The organism is Elusimicrobiota bacterium (genome assembly GCA_026388075.1).
In the GTDB taxonomy this organism is placed as follows: Bacteria; Elusimicrobiota; Endomicrobiia; order Endomicrobiales; family JAPLKN01; genus JAPLKN01.
Genome location: JAPLKN010000104.1, coordinates 1 through 4,712 on the forward strand (window position 1 = coordinate 1; position 4,712 = coordinate 4,712).

At 34.1% G+C, this 4,712-nt stretch carries 6 protein-coding genes; all 6 read left to right on the forward strand.

What is annotated here, in order from left to right; translation table 11 throughout:
* Positions 1-1,703: N-6 DNA methylase (locus NT145_05495; protein MCX5782139.1), on the forward strand; the 1,703-nt coding region annotated here is incomplete at its 5' end.
* A 1-nt stretch (position 1,704) separates the two neighbouring features.
* Positions 1,705-2,616 carry a hypothetical protein gene (locus NT145_05500; protein MCX5782140.1) on the forward strand — a complete coding sequence of 304 codons (912 nt, stop codon included), beginning with the start codon at positions 1,705-1,707 and terminating at the stop codon, positions 2,614-2,616.
* Positions 2,617-2,646: 30 nt separating this feature from the next.
* Positions 2,647-2,820 (forward strand): hypothetical protein, encoded by a 174-nt coding sequence (locus tag NT145_05505; GenBank protein ID MCX5782141.1) that lies wholly within the window; start codon positions 2,647-2,649, stop codon positions 2,818-2,820.
* A 109-nt stretch (positions 2,821-2,929) separates the two neighbouring features.
* Positions 2,930-3,955, forward strand: coding sequence for a hypothetical protein (locus tag NT145_05510; protein ID MCX5782142.1), 1,026 nt, complete (start codon positions 2,930-2,932; stop codon positions 3,953-3,955).
* A 68-nt stretch (positions 3,956-4,023) separates the two neighbouring features.
* Complete coding sequence (locus tag NT145_05515; GenBank protein ID MCX5782143.1) at positions 4,024-4,416, forward strand: TIR domain-containing protein; 393 nt, start codon at positions 4,024-4,026, stop codon at positions 4,414-4,416.
* 2 nt (positions 4,417-4,418) lie between these two features.
* Positions 4,419-4,712 (forward strand): hypothetical protein (locus NT145_05520; protein MCX5782144.1); only part of this gene is annotated, 294 nt, incomplete at its 3' end.

Below are 4,712 nucleotides of genomic sequence, written 5' to 3' on the forward strand. Positions count from 1 at the left end.
ACTCCACAGATAACAGCATTCACTACAACTTTGCGGATATTAATGCAGATGTTCTTGGTAGTATTTACGAGCAATATCTTGGGCATATTCTGAAAAAATCCCAACATACGGCAAAACTTAAAGAAACTCATCAACACCGAAAAGAACAAGGGATATATTATACTCCGCAATATATTGTAGATTATATTGTCAAAAACACGGTTGGGGAAGTATTGAAAGAAACAAAAGCAAAGGACTTGTCCAAACTAAAGATACTTGATCCGGCCTGCGGTTCAGGTTCATTCCTTATCAAAGCGTTTGATGAAATTGTCGACTATTGCTCCAAACAAATACAAAGTGAATTTGGACATGTTTACAAAACTGAAATATTGAAAAATAATATTTATGGTGTGGATTTAGATAGACAAGCTGTTGAAATTACTCAAATGAACCTGCTTTTGAAAACACTTTATCAGAAGCAAAAACTACCTGCTTTGAAAAATATCCGTTGTGGAAATTCTTTGATTGATGACAAAGTGTTTGCCAAAGATAAAGCTTTCAAATGGAAAGAAGAATTCAAGGAAATAATGTCATTCGGCGGGTTTGATGTCGTAATTGGAAATCCGCCATATGTTGTACTTGAAAGTGATTATCCTGCACTGAGTTACTTCAAACAAAATTATTTAGTGGCTCATGGTGGAAAGGTTAATTTATATAAATTATTTATCGAGAGGTCACTGCAGTTGTTGAAAGATGGCGGATATTTAGGTTTTATTTGTCCGAGCAATTATTTGTCCAGCAAAGACAGCGAAGCTCTGAGGAAATTGTTGCTTGAGAACAGACTCGTGGAAATTATCGAATATGTTGAATCTGATAGGGTTTTCATAGGGGTTACACAAGCGTTGACTACGATCGTAGTAAAAAAACAAAAGCCGAGACAAAATTCAATATTAAATCTGCAAACAAAGAAATTTGGATTGCAAAATATTTTGCAGAGCGACTTTGGCAAAAATGAAAACATATCATTTATTCCTTGGAATAAAGCTATAGACAAAATGAAATCTTCAGAAAAGAAATTTAGTAATGTTGTGGAAGGATATCAAGGGGAAGTCAATGTCAGTACGCAGAAACAGCATTTTGTTTTGAATAAACAGGCAGGATATCTTCCTCTATATCGTGGAAATCAAATTAGTAGATATTCAATTGTTGAAACTCCGAAAGAGTGGTATCCTATTTCCAGCGATAAGCGAGGGCACTATTCAATGGCCCGAATTGTATTTCAGGAAGTTTCTAATCAGCAACAAGATAGGCGGATAAAAGCAACGCTGATTAAAGAAAATAATTTTTGTGGACATACAACAAATTATGGCTTTGCAAAGAAGGGTGAAAATATTTTATGCTTATTAGCGGTTTTGAACAGTAAGCCAGTAAACTATTATTTTAAATATTTTAATAATACGAATCATGTTCCAATTGGAGAAATAAAAGAAATTCCATTTCCTGAAGTTGACGAAAAAGCTCAACAAGAAATGGCCAAATACTCACAACAAATGCTTGATTTGTATGAGGATTTACAAAAAGTTACAGAGCATACTGACAAATACTCCAAAATAAAGGCAGAGCTTGAAAAAAGCGAACTCAAAATTGATGAGTTAGTTTACAAACTTTATAGCTTAACCGAAGAAGAAATAAAAATAGTTGAAAATTCAGGCAAGGAGGAATAAAATGGCAAATCTTTTTTTGAAAACAAAAAACTCTACTCAAAATCTTATGGCCACTCCGTTCAAAACTGAGGAAGAATTTGAAAGAATTATTTTTGAAACACCTGAAATACTGGAAGATATATTTTTAATTAAAAGACAAATAAGAGGTGGTTCAAAGGCTGGTATTCCAGACATTATAGGAATTGATAACGACGGGAACATATGTATAGTTGAGATGAAAAATGTTGATGTAGATGCATCAATAATTCCTCAAGTGTTAGAATATGCGTTTTGGGCTGAATCTAATCCTGATTCGATAAAGTCTTTGTGGCTTGAAACAAAGGATAAGCCGGAAGATTTAAAGGTAAGCTTGGAAGACTTTCAGATAAGAATAATAATAATTGCTCCTACCATTTTGAAATCTACTTTAGATATAGTTAACAAAATAAACTATCCCGTTGATCTTATTGAAATAAAAAGATGGGTTGTGAAGAATAGACAATACTTGTTAGTAAACAAACTTGAAGAAGAATTAAGAAAGAAACCATCGTTAGTTAAAGGTATGGAAACCTATGATGAGTCATTTTACGCAAAAGAGTACAACAAAAATAGTGCTAAAGAATTCATAAAAGTAGTTAAGGAAGTGGAGTCCATAATAAAAAAGAAAAACTGGCTGTTGGAAACCAAATATAATAAGTATTATTGTGGATTTAAAGCTGGTTTTTTTAATGCTTTCGGAATTAAGTGGATGGGTTCAAAGACATTCGCTTTCTTTTTTAAATTGGACAAACATGTGGCTAGACGTGCTTCAATTAAAATGACAAAATACGAAGATCTATGGAAAGAAGCAGTATATTACATTGATCCCGCAAAAACAAAGACGAAAAAATTCCTGCCATTATTTGAAATGGCATATAAAAAACTGTCTGGCTAATATATTTGGAAAAAGTTTTGTGAGGACATAATGGCTTTATTTCTAAAAGGTTCAGAATGGCGAAGATGGGATTTTCATGTTCATACGCCTGCTTCGGCTTTTGCACATTCCTTTGGTGACAATTGGGATAATTATGTTGAAAAATTGATTGATGCCTTAATTAAACACAACGTTTCGGCAATAGTGACTGCAGATTATTTTTGATGACCCGGTCAGTTCACTAGATCATGAGCGTAAGGATAAGATTGCGAAGCGGCTTGCCGAAGTAGCAGAACAGCGACAGGTAATAGTATTCACTCATGATCTGGTTTTTATGAGCCTGTTAGTAAGAAGTGCTTTAGCGAAAAATATACCAATTTTATCCCATTGGATAAGAAAAGTTGCAGGACAGCCTGGTTGTATGGAAGACAACACTAGTCCGGGATTAGCAACTCTTGCCACTTCAAAAAAAGACTCACAGGAATCAGTAAAGAACTTTGCGTCACTCGGGGCAAAAGAACAAGAAAGAGCTTTGGGGCGAAAATTAAATATGAATTCCAAATCAATTAGATATGACCTCGTAAGTAATGCTAAAGGTTCGTTATCGCATGCAGTAGAACATTTAACAAGTTCAAACGAAGTTAAAGATAGTGATCTGAAACTTGCGATTCGCGATGTTTTTCATGTCATAGAGTTGCTTTTGAAAGAGAAACTAAGAAGAATACATCCAGCGTTTGTTTTGGAAGATATTGATAAATATCCGTCTCTTGAAGCTAATACAGTGGGGGTGGTTAAAGCTATTAAACGGTTGGGGAAAATTGGGAATATATATTTTGATGAAAATTCTAACGATACGGTATATAGATGTAAAAAAATCAGAGATTCGATTGAACACTACGAATTTCAGATTGAAGTAAAAGAAGCAAAAGCCATTATTGGGAGGATGCTGTCTTTTATTTTTGGATTTTCAAAAAAACACTTAGATATAGACTTAGAAGAAGAATTTAGAGCTGATGATAGATGGTCTGAGCTTTTGAATATTTATGAGTTCTGGGAAGCCCATAGTAAGGAAATAGAGAACCAATTGATTGCCAACAAAACACATCGATGTATATGTCCTTCATGTGGAGCAAATACATTTGTTATCGACGATTCCAAATGTGCCATTTGTTGCCATTGTGAACAAATGATTAAATGTGATCATTGCGGTGAATATGTTTTCGAATCAGAGGTGCAAGAATTTAATGATGTTGACTACGATGAGGGGGGGCCAATAAGCTGTGTCACAATAAAGATTTGTAATAATTGTGTGAAAGAAAATGAAGATTATGAGCCCGATTTTGATGATATTGGTGATTGAGAATATGTCTCAGTTTTTAATTGGTTAACCTAAAAATGAATATTGAATTATGATTTTGGGAGGAAAAAATGACAGAGAAAAAACGAATTTTCATCAGCTTCGATGTGGATCATGATGAGGGCACAAAGACTATGCTTGCTGGCCAAGCTAAGTTGCCTGACAGTCCATTTGATTTTGTTGATGCTTCGGTGAAAGAGCATCTTCCAGGGGATTGGAAAGAGAAAGTGCGGTGGCGTATGGATAATATTGATATTGTAATTGTTTTATGTGGGGAATATACGCACAAAGCAAATGGTGTTGCTTCTGAATTAACAATTGCTCAGGAAAAAGAAATCCCATATTTCCTTTTGGCTGCCTATGCAGATAAAATATGCACTAAGCCTACAACTGCTAAATCGGATGACAAGATTTATAAGTGGACTTGGCCTAATATTAAGATTTTAATAGAAGGAAAGAGGTAGAAATGAACGAAACTAAATCAATATTTCAAGTGCCGGAGAATAATTATGGGCAAGAATATAAGAACCATTTGCTTGCTCAATATAAACTTTATGTTTCAAGTGCAGAAAAAATTAGCGATAGACGACAAAATGCAAATAATTATTTTATTACGATTAACACCGTTTTAATTTCTTTCCTTGGAATATTTCTTAAAATAAAAATGTTTGAGCCTATCCCTTGGGTCAAGTCATTGATCGCAATAGTGGGGATAATTATTTGTGTCATATTTTGGTTTCTTTTGCGTTCCTACAAACAG